Below are 18,521 nucleotides of genomic sequence, written 5' to 3' on the forward strand. Positions count from 1 at the left end.
AAAAAACCTGAGTTAAGCTCTCAATTAGTGGCTCACAAAGATAAAAAAGACGCTAAAAAACCTAAAAACTCAGTGGCCTAATGGCTTTGACTCTAAAAAAGCGTTTTTAAAAACGCTTTTTTAGATACTATTTTATAATTTTTCTTACCATTTTTTAAAACCCTTGATAGGATTTATCGCTCTTTTCACGCTTTCAAAAGTAAAGTTTAAATCTTATACTAGAATTTTGTCAATACGGCTGTGTTTTTTAAAAAGTGCATAAAGGGCGTTTAAGGCTTTTCTAAAAGAGTGCGAGCGGCTTCTAGGACTTCAAGGGGCGTGATAGATCGCATGCACAAGTGGTTTTTTTCATTCTTTAAAGGGCAAACTCGTTTCTTGCAAGGCGAACAGCTTAAATGGTGGTTTAATACGATCGTTTTTTGAGCTTTATAGGGGCGAGTTTCTTTTTCATCAGTGGGGCCAAAAAGAGCGATTAAGGGGGTTTGCACACTAGCAGCCGCATGCATAGGGCCGCTATCGTTAGTGATGAATAAATCTAAAATAGCGATGCGCTCTATCAATTCTTCAATGCTTGTTTTCCCGCACAGATTGTAAGCGTTATTGAATAATAAAGGGTTTTTTAATAAGCCTTTGATGAGTTTTAAAATTTCTTCAGAAACGATAATATCTTCTTTAGCCCCAAAAAAATAAATTTCATGTCCTTCTTTTAACAAAGCAACAGCGGCTTCAGCGTAATAAGAAGCTGGCCATCTTTTAGCACTCCCATAGCTTGCGCTAGGGTTAAAGCCGATTTTTTTAGGGGTGTTTGGGGTGTGAGTGGGGAGGTTAAAGGCCAGTTTTAAGGGTAAAACGCTTTTTCTATCCAATTCTTTTTCTAAAAATTGCGAAAATAAAAAGCAATACTTTTCCACTTGATGATACTCTTTAGGGGCAGGAGCGATCGCATGGCTGAGAAACAAAGAACGAAAAAATTGAGCGAAACCGATGCGAACGGGTGTTTTTGTCGCATAGAGCAAAAAAGCGGAATAAAAATGGTTGTTTAAAGTGATCGCTATATCGCAACGCCCTATTTTTTGAGCGAGTTTGTGAGTGGCTAGCAGCCTGAAAAAGGATTTTTTGGTGTCGTCTGTAAAAACGGCTTCTATTTTTTCATCTTTTTTGAAAAGTTCGCAAGTGATTTGTGGGCCCACTAAGATAAAACGCGCGTTAGGGTAGTGGTGTTTAAGGGTGTAAAAAAGCGAGCTTGCCATCACCCCATCGCCTAACCAATTAGGCAAACGCAATAAAATACGCATGCGTTTGGGCGCATTTACGCTCATCAATAGCCCTTTTTTAAAGATTTTAAGCTAAAATTTTAGCATACAAATACAAGGAAATGGAATGATTACCCCTAAAGTGTTGAGCGGGTTTAAAGACCGCTTGCCTAAAGATGCGATACAAAAAGCCCAGTTGCTTGCGAAAGTTTCAGTCGTGTTTCAAAGTTTTGGTTTTGTGCCGATTGAAACCCCTCATTTGGAATACGCTCAAACGCTATTGCCTGATGCGAGCAGTGATATTCAAAAAGAAATTTATCGTTTTAAAGACCATGGGGATAGAGATGTGGCTTTAAGGTTTGATTTGACCGTGCCATTAGCCCGCTTTGTCTCTTTGCACCACCAAACACTAGGCATGCCCTTCAAACGCTACGCTATAGGCAATGTCTTTAGGGGCGAAAGGGCGCAAAAAGGGCGTTACAGGGAATTTACGCAATGCGATTTTGATTTTATAGGGAGCGAAAGTTTGGTGTGCGATGCTGAGATCATTCAAGTGATTATCGCTTCTTTAAAAGCCTTGGATTTAGAAGATTTTTGCGTGGCCATCAACCACAGAAAAATTTTGAATGGGATATGCGAATATTTTGGGATCTCTCAAGTGAATGAAGTGTTGCGCATTGTGGATAAATTGGAAAAAATTGGCCTAAATGGGGTTGAAGAAGAATTAAAAAAAGAGTGCGGTTTGGATTCAAACACCATTAAAGAGCTTTTAGAAATGGTTCAAATCAAACAAAACGATTTAAGCCATGCGGAATTTTTTGAAAAAATTGCTTATTTGAAAGACTATAATGAAAATCTAAAAAAAGGCATACAGGATTTAGAAAGGCTATACCGGTTGCTGGGGGATTTACAAATTTCTCAAAACCTGTATAAAATTGATTTTTCTATCGCTAGGGGATTAGGGTATTATACAGGGATTGTGTATGAAACCACGCTTAATGGCATGAAGTCTTTAGGGAGCGTGTGTTCAGGGGGTCGTTACGATCATTTGACTAAAAATTTTTCTAAAGAGAATTTGCAAGGGGTAGGGGCTTCTATTGGGATTGACAGATTGATTGTGGCTTTGAGTGAAATGCAATTATTAGACGAGCGTTCCACCCAAGCCAAAGTCTTAATCGCTTGCATGCATGAAGAGTATTTTTCTTATGCAAACCGCTTAGCGGAGTCTTTAAGGCAAAGCGGGATTTTTAGCGAAGTCTATCCAGAGGCTCAAAAAATCAAAAAACCCTTTTCTTATGCCAACCATAAGGGGCATGAGTTTGTGGCTGTCATTGGCGAAGAAGAATTTAAAAGCGAAACCTTAAGCTTGAAAAACATGCATTCAGGCATGCAGTTGAATTGCTTGAGTTTTTTAAAAGCCCTTGAAATCATTGGAGAAAACGATGAAGACTTATAATGTCGCTATTGTTGGGGCTAGTGGGGCGGTAGGTCAAGAGCTCATTAAAGGTTTAGAAAATTCTTCTTTCCCGATTAAAAAATTTGTCCCGCTCGCTAGCGCTAGGAGTGCTGGTAAAAAGATTAAAGCTTTCAATAAAGACTATGAGATTTTAGAAACCACGCATGAAGTTTTTGAAAAAGAAAGAATAGACATCGCCTTTTTTAGTGCTGGGGGGAGCGTGAGCGAAGAATTTGCTACAAGCGCTTCAAAAACTGCATTAGTGGTTGATAACACGAGCTTTTTTAGATTGAATAAAGATGTGCCTTTAGTTGTGCCTGAAATCAACGCTAAAGAAATTTTTAACGCTCCTTTAAATATCATCGCTAACCCTAATTGCTCTACCATTCAAATGACACAAATTTTAAACCCCTTACACCTTCATTTTAAGATAAAAAGCGTTATTGTTAGCACCTATCAAGCCGTGAGTGGGGCAGGGAATAAAGGCATAGAGAGTTTAAAAAATGAGCTAAAAACCGCTTTAGAACATTTGGAAAAAGACCCTGCTATTGATTTAAACCAAGTCTTGCAAGCTGGGGCTTTCCCTTACCCGATCGCTTTCAATGCGATCGCTCATATTGACACTTTTAAGGAGAATGGTTACACGAAAGAAGAGCTAAAAATGGTGCATGAAACCCATAAAATCATGGGCGTGGATTTCCCTATCAGTGCGACTTGCGTGCGCGTGCCGGTATTGAGGAGTCATAGCGAGAGTTTGAGTATCGCTTTTGAAAAAGAATTCGATCTTAAAGAAGTCTATGAAGTTTTAAAAAACGCTCCTAGCGTGGTTGTTTGCGATGATCCTAGCCACAATCTCTACCCCACGCCCTTAAAAGCGAGCCACACGGATAGCGTCTTTATTGGGCGCTTGAGGAAGGATTTGTTTGATGAGAAAACTTTGCACGGCTTTTGCGTGGCGGATCAATTAAGAGTGGGGGCAGCCACCAATGCACTCAAAATCGCTCTGCATTACATCAAGAACGCTTGAGTTCGCTCAAAGATAACAAAGATGAATGCGCATGCACTTGAATTAAGGATAAGGATCAATCTAACCCAATCTCTAAAAAAGAGCTTTAAGTTACTAGGCTTGCGATGTTAAACAAGGGTGTAATTGAATTTCTCAAGGCTTGATTGAGAGAAATGCTAATATTTGGTAGGTCAAAAGGAATGAAAGGCTTACACTCAAGCAGAGAGTGAATGTTTAGCTAGCGAGTTATTGCCTATTATTCCCTTTAAAAGGGTGTGAATTTGGGTATAAGGAAAACCTGTATCAAGTTTTATTGAAATGGATTAGAAAAATCTGATTGGATTGCCCCTTACAATTTTTCAAACCAATCGTTTAATAACGATTGAATATGACTATATACACTACAACAATAAGATTTTGATGGGTAAGATTGTTTTTTGAAAGGATTTAAATGCCTGTTATAAGAGTTTTGGTAATGCTTGCAACAATGATGATGAAATCAGTAAAAACGGCAAAAGAAAAGAAAGTTTTTAAAAATGTGGGAGTGTCTATAATGGGGATTGCTTTTTGGGAAGCGATAAAAGACTCAATAAAAAAACAAATTAAAAAAAGCGATTGGATATGCGGGAATGTTAAGACTGCGGATGATTATTTAAAAACGCACCCTAACTCATGGCTTAATTCAGCAATAGGTGTAGCAACGATAACAACCATGCTCATGAATGTGTGTTTTGCTGATGACCAATCCAAAAAAGAAGTGGCTGAAATTCAAAAGGAAGCAGAAAACGCTAGGGATAGAGCGAACAAGAGTGGGATAGAACTAGGACAAGAAAAACAAAAGACAAGCAATATAGAGACTAACAATCAAATAAAAGTAGAACAGGAAAAACAAAAGACAAGCAATATAGAGACTAACAATCAAATAAAAGTAGAACAGGAAAAACAAAAGACAAGCAATATAGAGACTAACAATCAAATAAAAGTAGAACAGGAAAAACAAAAGACAAGCAATATAGAGACTAACAATCAAATAAAAGTAGAACAAGAAAAACAAAAGACCATTAAAGAACAGAAAGATTTGGTTAAAGAACAAAAAGATTTGGTTAAGAAAGCAGAACAAAATTGCCAAGAAAATCATAGTCAATTCTTTATTAAAAAATTAGGAATTAAGGGTGGTATTGCTATAGAAATAGAAGCTGAATGCAAAACCCCTAAACCTGCAAAAACCAATCAAACCCCTATCCAGCCAAAACACCTTCCAAACTCCAAACAACCTCGCTCTCAAAGAGGATCAAAAGCGCAAGAGCTTATAGCTTATTTGCAAAAAGAATTAGAATCTCTGCCCTATTCGCAAAAAGCTATCGCTAAACAAGTGGATTTCTATAAACCAAGTTCTATCGCTTATTTAGAACTAGACCCTAGAGTTTAAGGTTACAGAAGAATGGCAAAACGAAAACCTGAAAATACGCTCTAAAGCTCAAGCTAAAATGCTTGAAATGAGGAATGTAAAACCAGACCCACAAGCCCACCTTTCAACCTCTCAAAGCTTTTTGTTCGTTCAAAAAATATTTGCTGATATTAGTAAAGAAATAGAAGCATCTGTTAATACTGAAAAGAAAGTAGAAAAAGCGGGTTATGGTTATAGTAAAAGGGTGTAGGCATAAGAAAACACCATAAAATCGTTCTTAGCTTATTTATAGTATTTTAAAAACTCTATGTTACCCAATTAGAACAGAGCCTTTTTTAAACTCCTTAGTAGGAATTCTAATCGTCTTTAGCGTTTGAGCGTTTCACAAAATACAAGCGGTTGCAATTTTTAGCGGTGTTTTATGAAGAATGATTTTTACCTCCCTCTTTTATAAAGAGAGAGTTTTAATTTTAGCGGATCTTTAGCGGGTCTCAGCTGAGCTTTTAATGATCACGGTGTTGTAGTCAGGCTGGACGGGGCGTTGGTTAGGCGAATTTTTCATGCGTTTTTTGATTTCAGCCAATTGTTTGGCAGAGACTTCCAAAGGCTCTTCTATGACAAACCATGCCACCCCTTCTGTGCAAGGAGGAGCGGTGAGAGAGCCGTTAAAATGGTAGTAATTGATGCTTTTAGGCAAGAAAGCGTCTAAAGCCACCTCTTTAAAATTTTGTTTCTTTTGAATGCCTTCTAAAATAGGATCAAGGTTGGGGTTTTCTTTCCCTTCTTCAAAACCAATCGCTAACACTAACAAACGCCCTTTAGCGTCTTTATGCACGAAATGCGCGCTCAAAGGCCTGGTTTTATTATTGATCAAAAACTCCATAGGGGCGTGGAAATGCACATTATCCAGCACATAGTCATGCCCTCTATAATTGATGTGGTTAGTCGGCTCAAACGAAGCCTTTAAAGTGTGGTGGGTGAAAAAGACCGCTTTAGGTTTAGAAGCGGCGTATTTGAATTGCAAATCGGCTTTATCTTGCGTGTGGTAGTAATGCTCAATGTTGATGGGCGATTGGCTTTTACCGCTTTTGCACACTTCAAAATCTTTGTGCAATTTGTCCCAGCGGTGCGGGCCATTTTCTTTATTTTTATAATCCCATTTGGTATTTTCAGCGCCGATAAGAGAAGTTGCTAACGCTAAAGCGATCAAAAAAGTTTTTTTCATTTTAATTATCCTTTGTTTTAAAATTCTAAAATATTAAAAAGCAACGGGTTAATTTTAGCGCTTAACCAACAATGACCGCAGTTACAAAAAACAGATTGGTTAAAAGTTGGAAATGATTTTAAATTCTGTTTTATATGGTAACAACCCCATTAAACTAATGCGCTTATGGAGCGGAAATATTTGTTTTAACCACCCCCCAATTTACAAGCGATTAAAATTTTTGTCTTATACTCCAAATTTTCAAATTGAATAAAATTTAACCCTTTAAGATTTAAATGATGATGACCAAACAATCGTATCAAAAGTTCGCCTTAATGCGGGTTTTTGTGTTTTCGCTTTCGGCGTTTATTTTTAACACCACGGAGTTTGTCCCTGTCGCGCTTTTGTCAGATATTGCGAAAAGTTTTGAAATGGAGAGTGCAACAGTAGGGCTTATGATCACTGCTTATGCATGGGTGGTGTCTCTTGGCTCCTTGCCCTTGATGCTATTTAGCGCTAAAATTGAAAGGAAACGCTTGTTGCTTTTTCTTTTCGCTCTTTTTATTCTCAGCCATATCCTTTCAGCGTTAGCGTGGAATTTTTGGGTGCTTCTCATTTCTCGTATGGGTATCGCTTTTGCCCACTCTATTTTTTGGTCCATCACGGCTTCTTTAGTCATTCGTGTCGCGCCAAGAAACAAAAAACAACAGGCCTTAGGGCTGTTAGCGTTAGGGAGTTCGTTAGCGATGATTTTAGGGTTGCCGCTTGGGAGGATCATTGGGCAAATTCTAGATTGGCGCTCTACTTTTGGCGTGATCGGGGGCGTTGCGACTCTTATAATGCTGCTGATGTGGAAATTACTCCCGCATTTACCCAGTAGAAACGCAGGCACGCTCGCAAGTGTCCCTATATTAATGAAACGGCCGCTTTTAGTGGGGATTTATGTGCTTGTGATCATGGTTATCTCTGGGCATTTCACCACTTATAGCTATATTGAGCCTTTTATCCTTCAAATCAGCCAATTTTCTCCTGACATCACGACGCTAATGTTGTTTGTGTTTGGGTTAGCGGGCGTGGTGGGGAGTTTTTTATTCGGCCGTTTGTATGCGAAAAATTCAAGAAAATTTATCGCTTTTGCAATGATTTTAGTCATTTGCCCGCAACTCTTGCTTTTTGTGTTTAAAAACTCAGAGTGGGTGGTTTTCTTACAAATTTTTTTATGGGGGGTTGGGATCACTTCGCTTACGATTTCCTTGCAAATGAGGGTGTTACAGCTCGCCCCGGATGCCACGGATGTCGCGAGCGCGATTTTTTCGGGGAGCTATAATGTGGGGATTGGATCAGGAGCGCTGTTTGGCAGTATTGTGATCCACCAATTAGGGCTAGGGTATATTGGCTTTGTGGGTGGGGCTTTAGGTTTATTGGCGCTGTTTTGGCTTAGATTCATTACGATAAAGTTTAAAAAAACATAAAGAGCGTTAAGAGGATTAGCCCAATAAAGGAAATCCTTTTTTGCTAAAACCATTTTTTAAAATTTAATGATACCGCTTAAATCTAGTTGCGCTAACGGATAGATTGTCCCTCTTTTTATGTTAAAATAGAAGAATTTGTCCTAAATTTTAAGTGGTGTGTGGTTTAAATGCTAAAAAAAAAGATTGATTTGCATAAAGATTCTATCAGGAAGCTCTTTTTTTATTATTTTATCCCTTTAGCTTTTTCTATGATTTCACTTTCCACTTACTCTATGATAGATGGCATGTTTGTGGGCAAGAAACTGGGTAAAGAAGCTATCGCTGCGGTCAATATCGCATGGCCTATTTTTCCAGGACTCATTGCGTATGAATTGCTTTTTGGTTTTGGGGCAGCGAGTATTGTGGGGTATTTTTTGGGTCAAAATAAAACCCATAGGGCTAGGCTTGTGTTTAGCAGCGTGTTTTATTTTGTCGCTATAAGCGCCTTTATTTTGAGCATGGCGTTATTGCCTTTTAGCGAAACTATCGCGCGCCTTTTTGGGAGCAATGACGCTTTATTGAGCATGTCCAAACGCTACATTGAAATCATTTTAATGGGCGCGGTTTTTATGGTTTTGCACCCTTTGGCGGATGTTTTTGTGGTGAATGACAAACGCCCCATTTTAGCGATGGTAGCGATGTTAGTTGGCTCGTTAGCGAATATCTTTTTCAACTACTTGTTTATTTTTGTGTTGGAAGTGGGGGTTCAAGGCAGCGCGATAGCCACCGTGATAGGGCATGCGATAGGGGTTTTAGTCTTAATGCAGCATTTTTGGTTTAAAAAAGGGCAATTGTATTTCATCAAGCGTTTTTCTTTATCTTCAGTCATTTCTTCAGCTAAAAGCGGCGTGCCTCAAAGCACGGCAGAATTTAGCGCTTCTATTATGATTTTATTGTTTAATACCGCTATCATGCACACGGCTGGGGAAAGGTTTGTAAGCATGTATGGGATCGTTATGTATAATGCGATTATCTTTTTTACGACTTTGTTTGCGATTTCTCAAGGCATCCAACCGATTGCGAGCTTTAGCTATGGGGCTAGAAATTTAGAGCGCGTGAAAGAGGTGTTTGTTTTTGGTTTGAAAGCAGCGTTTTGTATAGGGATTGTTTTCTATGGCGCTTATTATTTTTTAGATGAATTTTTAATCAAGCTTTATTTGCAGCCAAGCGAACAAGACTCTCTTTTTATGCAAGAGACTAAAAGGGCGATGAATATTTATTATGTTGGCTATGTTTTTTTAGGCATGAATTTGTTGTGTGCGGTGTTTTTCCAATCCATCCAACGCGCTAAAAGTTCGTTTATTATCACCCTTTCGCACACGCTAGGGTTTATTATTGTCCTATTGCCGATTTTAAGCCATTTCTATGGGATTAATGGCATTTGGGTAACTTACCCTATCGCGCAATTTTTAGCGTTTTTAGTAGCGTTAGGGGTAACTTATTATGAAATCAAAAAAGGGGTTTTTACCGCTTATAAAGAGAAAAACCCTATCGCTTTGAAAACTTAACCAATAAATAAGGTAAAATTAAGATATGCATGCAGAATTTTTCACTTTCGCGCTCATCATGCTTTTAATTGTGATGGCCCCTTATATGTCTAGAATCTCTCGTTTGCCTATCACGGTCGTGGAGATTTTATTTGGGTCTGTTGGGGCGTATGTGGGTTTTATTGAGCCTACTAAGGGCTTTGAAATCATGTCTGAAATTGGCTTTTTATTTTTAATGTTTTTATGCGGTTTGGAAGTGGAGATTTATTTGTTTAAAAAATTAGGGGTTTCTCTTTTAAAACGCATTTTTGCTTATCTGTTGATTTTATACACGCTTTCATTCATCCTTACTTTTAGCCTTAATTTAGAGCCTATTTTTATGGTGATTTTCCCTATTATCAGTTTGGGCATGATCATGACTTTAGTCAAAGATTATCGTAAAGAGATTTTGTGGCTTGATTTGGTTTTGAAAGTGGGCGTTATTGGGGAATTGTTAAGCATTTTTGGTTTGGTGGTCGTGGATGGGGTGTATTCGCATGGTTTGGGCATGGATTTGATTAAAGATTTAGGCATTCTCATTGTTTTTTTAATCTTAATTATCGTGGCGTTTCAAATCTTTAAGACTTTGTTTTGGTGGTTCCCGCATTTAAAGCTTTTTGTGATGCCTAAAAGCAGTCAGTTTAACCAAGATGTGCGTTTTTCGCTCATGCTCTTTTTTTCCTTAGTTGCGATCGTGGTATGGCTCAAAATAGAAATGGTTTTAGGGGCGTTTTTGGCGGGGTTAGTCGTTTCTACTTTTTTCCCCCATAAATCAGAGTTGATCCACAAGCTTAATGATGTGGGTTTTGGGTTTTTTGTGCCTTTGTTTTTCATCCATGTAGGCTCTACTTTAGACTTAAAATTAGTATTTTTAAACCCGCATTTGATTCTCCAAGGGATATTGATTGTCATAGCGATGTTGAGTTTGCACTTAATCACTTCAACCTTATTGTGGCGCAAATACTTTAAAGAAGCCAAGCATTTATTTTCATTCGCCTTAGGGGCTTCTATGCCTTTAACTTTTTTAGTAACCACCGCAGCAGTGGGTTTAAAAGCGCAAGCGATCTCACAAAACACCTACTACGCATTGCTCATGGCGGCTATTTTTGAAGGGGTGTTATTCACCATTGCGATCAAAATGCTCAACAAAAAAGCTTAAATGAAAGCTTAAGCGTCTAAATATCTAGCGTCGCTAAAGCTGCTCGCTTGGACATTATTGAACGCATTCTCTAAGCTGTCAAAGAAACGAGGGTGCAAGTTTTGCATTTCTTTTAAGAAATTTTTAGTGGCTAATCGTGCGATAGGGGGCTTATCAGAGGTGGGCTGTTTGGCCGGACAATTGCAATCAGGAGCGACTGGGATATTTTGAGAAGTGACAAAATGAATGCTACTGGCTTCTCGAACCTTAATCAAAGGGCGGATCACCAATAAGCCGTTTTCAGCCCTATAAATGGGGGGCATGCTCCTTAAACTTCCGTTATAAGTGAAATTCATAAAAAAGCTCTCTACGGCATCATCTAAATGGTGCGCGATAGCGACTTTATTGTAGCCTTCTTCTAAAGCTTTAGAATACAAAGTCCCTCTTCTTAAACGAGAACAAAACGAACAAAACGAGCTTTTTTCACGGCGTTTTTCGTTGATGGTGGCAGCGATTTGGGTGTAAATGATCTCATGCTCAATGCCTTGCTCTTGGCACAAATCGCTCAACCATTTCAAATCTTCGCCCAAACCATAATGCACGGTAACCGCTTTAAAATCAAATTTGAAAGGGGCATGTTTTTGCATCCTGGCTAAGATGCAAGCGAGCATGATAGAATCCTTGCCCCCACTCAATCCTAATAAGATTTTATCGCCTTCTTCTATGAGTTTGTAAGTGGCGTTGGTCTTGCCCACAATGTGTAAGACTTTTTTAGAAATTTCATAAGCCATTTTTGATCCTTGATTGTTTTATTTTCTAAAGCTTTGCGCTAAGCGAATGATTTCTTCTTCGCTAATGTGATCGGAATTATATTTCACAATAATGATTTCTTCGCTAATATTAACATACCATTCAATGATTTTGTCCTCTAAAGTTTCAAATTGTTCCTCATTATAAGCGTCTAAGGGGAAATAGACATTTTTTTGCTTGGAAGGGTTGTGGAGTAAAAAGAGCGATAGCCCCCAAATAAGCCCTAAAGCTACAACGATTAAGCTTGTGTTAGAAACGCCTAAATGATGGTAGCTCAACCCCCCACTCACGCCCCCAACAAAGCTCCCTAAATAGCCAAAAGTAGTGAATTGTCCTAAAACCTTGCCTTTTTCGTTTGCTCTGGCGAATTTAGACGCTAAAGATTGCATGATAGGCTCTAAGGTAGCAAAGCCAATAAAGAAAAACGCCACCCCAACAATAAAAAGCCATAAATATTTCCCTAAAAAGCTAGAGTCGGCTAAAAACAAGCATAAATAACTCATAATAAACAATAATACGCCAGAAAGCATCACCCCTTTAGGCTTGTTGTATTTTTCAGCCATAACGCTCGCTACTCCCATGCTTAAAACCCCTAATAAGGCTCCAGGCACATACACTAAGATCAAAAAACTTTCATCTTTATGGAATTCATTCACTAAGGCTAAAGGGATCAGCACAAAAATAAGCGTCATGAACGCTTTTTCAAAAAAAGAGCTTAGATACAAAAGATACAAGGCTTTAGAGTTGGGTTGATAAGCTTTTATGTTTTTGATCTGGTAAGAAATTTTAGGGGCGTCTTTGACTTTTAAAAGCATCAACAAACTCAATAAGGTTAAGATCGCCGTGAGCAAGAAGAGCCATTTTGCCCCCCCCAAAAACGCCACAACCCCAGGGCCTATGGCCATGCTTATAGTGAAGCTAATGAAAATAAACGCCCCCATGATCGCCATGGCTTTGGTGCGCTCTTCTTCTTTCACTTCATCAGCCACCATCGCGCTAACGACCCCCCCTAAAGCCCCCATGCCTTGAATGAAGCGCCCAATAACGAGCCAAACAATATCATTCGCTATAAAGCACACTAACGAGCCGGCTAAAAACAATAATAAGCACACCATAACCACCACTTTACGGCCTATCTTATCGCTAAGAATGCCCATGGGGGTTTGAAAAATAATTTGTGTGAGATACGCTCCGCCCACCGCCAAACCTATAAGCAAGGGACTGCTTGAATGGAAACTATCCGCATACAAACTAATGACCGGCAAAACAATAAAAAGCCCTAAAAACCGCAACGACGACACTAACGCTAATGGAAAAATTTTCTTAAACATGCGTAGTATTTTACAAGAAAATCTCTAATTTCTATCATTAATTTAGGAAAGTAGGATTGATAATAAAAGTTTAATGTAATTTTAATGGATTTTTAAGAAAATTTTTTGTATAATCTTATTCTTTTATTTTTTTGTCAAGGTAGCTCAGCTGGTTTAGAGCGCTGGTCTCATAAGCCGGAGGTCGGGGGTTCAAGTCCCCCTCTTGACACCATGATTTTGATTTAAACTTCATTTAATATTCATTTAATCTTTTTTTTAGCAAACCTAAACTACAATAGCGTTGCATCTTTTAATTTCTTTAGGGATTTGACGATGATTTTTAGCTCTCTTTTTAGTGTTGTAGGGATGGCGGTGCTTTTTCTTATTGCTTGGGTGTTTTCTGGCAATAAAAGGGCTATAAATTATCGCACGATTGTCAGCGCCTTTGTGATTCAAGTGGCTTTAGGGGCGTTGGCTTTATATGTGCCTTTGGGTAGGGAAATGCTGCAAGGCTTAGCTAGCGGCATACAAAGCGTGATTTCTTACGGCTATGAGGGGGTGCGTTTTTTATTTGGCAATCTCGCTCCAAACGCTAAGGGCGATCAAGGGATAGGAGGGTTTATTTTTGCGATCAATGTTTTAGCGATCATTATCTTTTTTGCTAGCTTGATTTCACTTCTATATTATTTAAAAATCATGCCTTTGTTTATCAATCTCATCGGTGGGGCGTTGCAAAAATGCTTAGGCACTTCTAAAGCAGAAAGCATGAGCGCAGCGGCTAATATTTTTGTAGCGCACACCGAAGCGCCCTTAGTCATTAAACCTTATTTGAAAAGCATGAGCGATTCAGAGATTTTTGCGGTCATGTGCGTGGGCATGGCTAGCGTTGCGGGGCCTGTGTTAGCCGGGTATGCGAGCATGGGCATTCCTTTGCCTTATTTAATCGCTGCTTCGTTTATGTCCGCTCCTGGGGGGTTGTTGTTCGCTAAAATCATTTACCCGCAAAACGAAACCATTTCTAGCCATGCAGATGTTTCGGTAGAAAAGCATGTCAATGCCATAGAAGCTATCGCTAATGGGGCAAGCACAGGGCTAAATTTAGCCTTGCATGTGGGAGCGATGCTTTTAGCCTTTGTGGGAATGCTCGCGCTCATTAACGGGCTTTTAGGGGTTGTAGGGGGGTTTTTAGGCATGGAGCATTTGTCTTTAGGGTTGATTTTAGGCACACTCTTAAAACCCTTAGCCTTTATGCTAGGCATTCCGTGGAGTCAGGCTGGGATTGCCGGAGAAATCATAGGCATTAAAATCGCGCTCAATGAATTTGTGGGCTATATGCAATTTTTGCCTTATTTGGGCGATAACCCTCCTTTAATCTTGAGCGAGAAAACTAAAGCGATCATCACTTTTGCGTTGTGCGGGTTCGCTAACTTAAGCTCAGTCGCTATGCTCATTGGGGGGCTTGGTAGTTTAGTGCCTAAAAAGAAGGATCTCATTATAAGGTTTGCTTTAAAAGCGGTGCTTGTAGGCACGCTTTCTAATTTCATGAGCGCGACTATCGCTGGGCTATTCATAGGACTAAACGCTCATTAAAAGGACAAAACATGCAAAAAAGAGTGGTGATCTTATTATTGGATTCTTTTGGTATAGGGGCTAGTGAAGACGCTAGAGATTTTGGCGATTTGGGGGCGAACACTTTAGGCAATATCGCTAAGGCTTGTTTTAACAACTTGGCTGATTCTAATGATCGCCATGGGGCTTTGAAATTGCCTTATTTAGAGAGTTTGGGTTTAGGGTTGAGCGCTTTAAAAGCCGCAAATGAATTGCCTTTGGGTTTCCAACCACAACCCAATTTAATAGGGGCTTACGCTTACGCCAAAGAACTTTCTAGCGCTAAGGATACGATTTCTGGACATTGGGAGATGATGGGCGCGCCCGTTCTTTTTGAATGGGGGTATTTTAAAGACAAAACCCATTCGTTTCCTAAAGAGATTTTAGATGAAATCATGCACAAAACTAAGATTAAGGGCTATTTAGGGAATTGCCACGCATCAGGGACAGAAATCATTAAAGATTTAGGCGAAAAGCATTTAGAAACTTTATACCCCATTTTTTACACTTCAGCGGATTCGGTGTTTCAAATCGCTGCGCATGAAGAAAAGTTTGGGTTGGATAACTTATACGCTCTTTGTGAAGAAGTGTTTCAAATTCTAGAGCCCTTAAAGATCGCCAGAGTGATCGCACGCCCCTTTATTGGTGCAAATAGAGAGGATTTCAAGCGCACCGCCAATCGCAAAGACTATGCGATAAAGCCCCATAAAAAATTGCTTTTTGAAACATTCATTGAAGAAAAGCAGGGCGAAGTCATTAGCATTGGAAAAATCGCTGATATTTACGCTCATGTGGGGATCACTCAAAAGTTCAAAGCCGGTAGTTTAATGGAATTATGCGATGTTACTTTAGAGCGAGTCAAAAACGCCCCAAACAACAGCTTGATTTTTACGAATTTTGTGCATTTTGATAGCGATTATGGGCATAGGCGCGATATTAGCGGGTATGCTAACGCTTTAGAGTATTTTGATGCGCGCTTAAAAGAGGTTTTAGACAATTTAAGGGAAAACGATTTGCTCATTCTTTGCGCCGATCATGGGTGCGATCCCAGCTTTAAAGGCACCGATCACACACGAGAATACATTCCTGTTTTGTTCTACCACAAAGATTTGCAACCAGCCTTTTTAGGCAAGAGCGAGTCGTTTGCGGATATTGGGCAAAGCATCGCTTATTTTTTGGGATTAAGCCCCTTAGATTATGGCAAAAACTTATTAAACTTTAAAGGACAACCATGACCCCTCACATCAACGCCAAAATCGGCGACTTTTATCCTCAATGCCTTTTATGTGGCGATCCCTTAAGGGTGAGCTACATTGCAAAAAAATTTTTACAAGACGCCAAAGAGATCACGAATGTGCGTAACATGCTAGGCTTTAGCGGGAAGTATAAGGGTAGGGGGATTTCTTTAATGGGGCATGGCATGGGCATTGCGTCATGCACGATTTATGTTACTGAACTCATTAAAACCTATCAGGTTAAAGAGCTTTTAAGGATTGGCACTTGCGGGGCGATTAGCCCAAAAGTTGGCTTGAAAGACATTATCATGGCAACTGGGGCTTCAACGGATTCTAAAACCAATCGGGTGCGTTTTTTAAACCACGATTTGAGCGCAACGCCTGATTTTGAATTGAGTTTGAGAGCGTATCAAACAGCAAAGCGTTTGGGGTTTGATTTGAAAGTGGGCAATGTCTTTTCAAGCGATTTTTTCTATTCTTTTGAAACGCATGCCTTTGATTTGATGGCCCAATACAACCACTTGGCTATTGAAATGGAAGCGGCAGGGTTATACGCCACGGCGATGGAATTGAGTGCTAAGGCTTTATGCTTATGCTCGGTTTCGGATCATTTAATCACTAAAGAAGCCTTAAGCCCTAAAGAAAGGGTAGAAAGCTTTGATAACATGATAATTCTGGCTTTAGAGATGATGGGTTAACGATCTTTTTAAACTTTATTTTTTGCCCCCATAAGTTAAGGATAAGCTTTAAAGGAAAACCCTTAAAGCTAAAAAGCCTTAAGGGAACTTTTGAAAAACAAAAACTATCGTTTTACAGAAACTTCGTTTTACAAAACTATCGCTTCAATAAAACAACAACTTTACACCCCAAAAACGAAATTTCAAGGTATAATGTTTTCCAAGAGTTTTTACCATTTTCTGTTTTCATGGCAAACTCCCATTAAAAATTATCCCCATAATCCGACTTATGGGGGTGTTTATTTTACAACAATCTTTCTAAAAACCAAATCCCAATCAAATAAAAACACTCTTAAAAGCTTGATTGAACATGTCAAAACACCCTAAAACTTTTTTTGAAATTCAATAAATTTATGATATAATTAAACGCATTGTAAATAAATTCTCATTTTGATACATTTTTACAATAAAACATTACTTTAAGGAACATTTTATGAAAAAAACAAAAAAAACGATTCTGCTTTCTCTAACTCTTGTGGCGTCATTGCTCCATGCTGAAGACAACGGCGTTTTTTTAAGCGTGGGCTATCAAATCGGTGAAGCGGTTCAAAAAGTGAAAAACGCCGACAGGGTGCAAAAACTTTCAGACGCTTATGAAAACTTAAACAAGCTTTTGGCTAATCATGGCCGCTCCAATCAAGAGATTAACACAAACAGTGCAACAGCGATCAATCAAGCGATTGGTAATTTAAACGCAAACACGCAAAATTTAATGGATAAAACAGACAATTCCCCTGCCTATCAAGCCACGCTTTTAGCGCTAAAATCCACGGTAGGGTTATGGAATAGCATAGCTTATGCGGTCATATGCGGAGGCTATACGGATAAACCCAATCATAACACCACAGAAACTTTTTACAACCAACCAGGACAAGGTTCAGATTCGATCACTTGCGGTGGGCATGTGGGGTTACTTCCAGCAGGCAAAAATTCTCATCTGTCCATTGAACAATTTGCAACGCTCAACAAAGCGTATCAAATTATTCAAGCCGCTTTGAAAAAAGGTCTCCCTGCTTTAAGCAACACAACAACAGTGGAAGTAACCATTAAAACAGGAACTAACGCTCAAAACATTAATGTCAATAATACCAATAACAATGCTGCTGACACTACAGTTAGCATAACTGATACTTATATTAACGATGCGCAAAATCTTTTAACCCAAGCCCAAACCATCATCAACACCCTTCAAGACAATTGCCCGCAGTTGAAAGGGAAATCTTCTAGTAGTAATGGTGGAACTAATAGCGCAAACACCCCTTCATGGCAAACAGGTGCTAACCAAAATTCGTGCAGCGTTTTTGGCACGGAATTTAGCGCTATTTCAGACATGATTAGTAACGCTCAAAACATCGTAAAAGAAACCCAACAACTCAAGACCACCCCACTAAAAAGCATCGCGCAACCCCATGATTTCAACCTCAACTCCCCTGATAGTATCGCTTTGGCTCAAAGCATGCTCAAAAACGCTCAATCTCAAGCAGCGGTTTTAAAACTAGCCAATCAAGTGGGGAGCGATTTCAATAGAATTTCTACAGGAGTTCTTAAAAATTATATAGAAGAATGCAGCGGTTCAAATGAAAGCGTTTCCAATGACACTTGGGGGAAAGGTTGCGCGGGCGTGAAACAAACTCTAACTTCGCTAGAAAGTAGCAACGCTTCTTTTTCTAGCCAAACGCCTCAAATCAATCAAGCGCAAAACCTCGCTAACGCCATTGTTCAAGAACTCGGTCATAACCCTTTCAAACGGGTGGGCATCATTAGTTCTCAAACCAATAACGGGGCGATGAACGGGCTTGGGGTGCAAGTGGGTTATAAGCAATTTTTTGGAGAAAAGAAAAGATGGGGGTTAAGGTATTATGGTTTCTTTGATTACAACCACGCCTATATTAAATCTAGCTTCTTTAACTCGGCTTCTGATGTGTGGACTTATGGGGTGGGTAGCGATTTATTGTTTAATTTCATCAACGATAAAAACACCAACTTTTTAGGCAAGAATAACCAGATTTCAGTGGGGCTTTTTGGAGGAATCGCCTTAGCAGGGACTTCATGGCTTAATTCTCAATTCGTGAATTTAAAAACCATCAGCAATGTCTATAGCGCTAAAGTGAATACGGCTAACTTCCAATTTTTATTCAATTTGGGCTTGAGAACCAATCTCGCTAGACCTAAGAAAAAAGATAGTCATCATGCGGCTCAACATGGCATGGAATTGGGCGTGAAAATCCCTACCATTAACACGAATTACTATTCTTTTCTAGACACCAAACTAGAATACCGAAGGCTTTATAGCGTGTATCTCAATTACGTGTTTGCTTA

At 39.2% G+C, this 18,521-nt stretch carries 14 protein-coding genes, 1 tRNA gene and 1 pseudogene; 12 read left to right on the top strand and 4 right to left on the bottom strand.

Features of this window, described 5'->3' with window-relative positions; genetic code table 11:
• The coding region (locus tag DV63_RS18280) for a hypothetical protein (protein WP_033589307.1) at nt 1–81 on the top strand (81 nt) is incomplete at its 5' end.
• 188 nt (nt 82–269) lie between these two features.
• On the opposite strand, the gene waaF is transcribed toward DV63_RS18280, so the two are convergent.
• Nucleotides 270–1,319 (bottom strand): lipopolysaccharide heptosyltransferase II, encoded by a 1,050-nt coding sequence (gene waaF / locus DV63_RS14055; RefSeq protein WP_000115516.1) that lies wholly within the window; start codon nt 1,317–1,319, stop codon nt 270–272.
• Nucleotides 1,320–1,380: 61 nt separating this feature from the next.
• On the opposite strand from waaF, the gene hisS reads away from it, so the two are divergent.
• The 3 genes and pseudogenes from hisS to DV63_RS14070 all read left to right on the top strand — a co-directional run bounded on the left by hisS (nt 1,381) and on the right by DV63_RS14070 (nt 5,373).
• A complete protein-coding gene (hisS, locus tag DV63_RS14060; protein WP_000632507.1) occupies nt 1,381–2,709 on the top strand; it encodes a histidine--tRNA ligase in 1,329 nt (442 codons plus the stop codon).
• Nucleotides 2,696–3,736, top strand: a complete 1,041-nt coding sequence (gene asd, locus DV63_RS14065) for an aspartate-semialdehyde dehydrogenase (RefSeq protein ID WP_000860940.1) — start codon at nt 2,696–2,698, stop codon at nt 3,734–3,736. The genes hisS and asd overlap by 14 nt, the downstream gene beginning before the upstream one ends.
• Before the next feature lie 430 nt (nt 3,737–4,166).
• A pseudogene (locus tag DV63_RS14070) lies at nt 4,167–5,373 on the top strand (DUF874 family protein).
• Nucleotides 5,374–5,604: 231 nt separating this feature from the next.
• On the opposite strand, the gene DV63_RS14075 reads toward DV63_RS14070, so the two are convergent.
• Nucleotides 5,605–6,348, bottom strand: a complete 744-nt coding sequence (locus tag DV63_RS14075) for a carbonic anhydrase (protein WP_002203616.1) — start codon at nt 6,346–6,348, stop codon at nt 5,605–5,607.
• Nucleotides 6,349–6,623: 275 nt separating this feature from the next.
• Here DV63_RS14075 and DV63_RS14080 point away from each other — a divergent pair, with 275 nt between their 5' ends.
• The 3 genes from DV63_RS14080 to DV63_RS14090 all read left to right on the top strand — a co-directional run bounded on the left by DV63_RS14080 (nt 6,624) and on the right by DV63_RS14090 (nt 10,523).
• Complete coding sequence (locus DV63_RS14080; protein WP_000980307.1) at nt 6,624–7,799, top strand: sugar transporter; 1,176 nt, start codon at nt 6,624–6,626, stop codon at nt 7,797–7,799.
• A 188-nt stretch (nt 7,800–7,987) separates the two neighbouring features.
• On the top strand, nt 7,988–9,346 hold the full coding sequence (locus DV63_RS14085) for an HP1184 family multidrug efflux MATE transporter (RefSeq protein WP_238554913.1): 1,359 nt from the start codon (nt 7,988–7,990) through the stop codon (nt 9,344–9,346).
• A gap of 25 nt (nt 9,347–9,371) precedes the next feature.
• Nucleotides 9,372–10,523: a cation:proton antiporter gene (locus DV63_RS14090; RefSeq protein WP_000542870.1), complete on the top strand. Its 1,152-nt coding sequence runs from the start codon at nt 9,372–9,374 to the stop codon at nt 10,521–10,523.
• Between the two features lie 8 nt (nt 10,524–10,531).
• On the opposite strand, the gene DV63_RS14095 is transcribed toward DV63_RS14090, so the two are convergent.
• Together DV63_RS14095 and DV63_RS14100 are read right to left on the bottom strand one after the other, a co-directional pair.
• The gene (locus DV63_RS14095) at nt 10,532–11,293 is read right to left on the bottom strand and encodes a tRNA 2-thiocytidine(32) synthetase TtcA (protein WP_000312860.1); all 762 of its coding nucleotides are present in this window, start codon (nt 11,291–11,293) and stop codon (nt 10,532–10,534) included.
• Between the two features lie 18 nt (nt 11,294–11,311).
• Complete coding sequence (locus DV63_RS14100; RefSeq protein ID WP_338010351.1) at nt 11,312–12,604, bottom strand: MFS transporter; 1,293 nt, start codon at nt 12,602–12,604, stop codon at nt 11,312–11,314.
• A 172-nt stretch (nt 12,605–12,776) separates the two neighbouring features.
• Here DV63_RS14100 and DV63_RS14105 point away from each other — a divergent pair.
• The 5 genes from DV63_RS14105 to DV63_RS14130 all read left to right on the top strand — a co-directional run.
• Nucleotides 12,777–12,854 (top strand) — tRNA-Met (locus DV63_RS14105).
• 101 nt (nt 12,855–12,955) lie between these two features.
• On the top strand, nt 12,956–14,212 hold the full coding sequence (locus tag DV63_RS14110; protein ID WP_000577830.1) for a NupC/NupG family nucleoside CNT transporter: 1,257 nt from the start codon (nt 12,956–12,958) through the stop codon (nt 14,210–14,212).
• Nucleotides 14,213–14,223: 11 nt separating this feature from the next.
• Nucleotides 14,224–15,465: a phosphopentomutase gene (locus tag DV63_RS14115; RefSeq protein ID WP_001172219.1), complete on the top strand. Its 1,242-nt coding sequence runs from the start codon at nt 14,224–14,226 to the stop codon at nt 15,463–15,465.
• On the top strand, nt 15,462–16,163 hold the full coding sequence (gene deoD / locus DV63_RS14120; protein WP_000187710.1) for a purine-nucleoside phosphorylase: 702 nt from the start codon (nt 15,462–15,464) through the stop codon (nt 16,161–16,163). The genes DV63_RS14115 and deoD overlap by 4 nt, the downstream gene beginning before the upstream one ends.
• A 472-nt stretch (nt 16,164–16,635) precedes the next feature.
• The coding region (locus DV63_RS14130) for an outer membrane protein (protein ID WP_020982436.1) at nt 16,636–18,521 on the top strand (1,886 nt) is incomplete at its 3' end.

Source organism: Helicobacter pylori FD535 (assembly GCF_000296015.2).
Taxonomy (GTDB): Bacteria; Campylobacterota; Campylobacteria; order Campylobacterales; family Helicobacteraceae; genus Helicobacter; species Helicobacter pylori_CT.